General features: G+C 37.0%; 1 protein-coding gene. It reads left to right on the top strand.

The window, feature by feature from the left end:
* Positions 1-29: 29 nt before the first annotated feature.
* A partial coding sequence (locus tag ACFHWD_RS20710) for a DNA adenine methylase (protein ID WP_378062956.1) occupies positions 30-330 on the top strand: 301 nt, incomplete at its 3' end.

The following is a 330-nucleotide window of genomic DNA, read 5'->3' as shown; positions in this document are numbered from 1 at the left end:
TAGTATTATCTGGAACATAGGAGGTATATATGAATAGTTTTATAAGTTGGATAGGCGGGAAGAAGTTACTCAGGAAGGAGATAGTTAAAAGATTTCCCGAAAGTTTTAATAGATACATAGAAGTATTTGGAGGTGCAGCATGGGTTTTGTTCTCAAAGGATAAGCTGGCCAACACGGAAGTATACAACGATATAAATGGTGAACTGGTAAATTTATTCAGGTGCGTGAAATTCCACTGTGGAGAGTTGCAGAGAGAGCTTTCATTTATGCTGAATTCAAGGGAAATATTTTATGATTTCGCAAGTCAGTATAACACTAGAGGTATGACGG

This window comes from Clostridium sp. MT-14 (assembly GCF_042436595.1).
Lineage (GTDB): Bacteria > Bacillota > Clostridia > Clostridiales > Clostridiaceae > Clostridium_B > Clostridium_B aromativorans.
The sequence above is the reverse complement of the archived record's forward strand: the minus strand, read 5'-3'. Positions and strand labels throughout refer to the sequence as shown.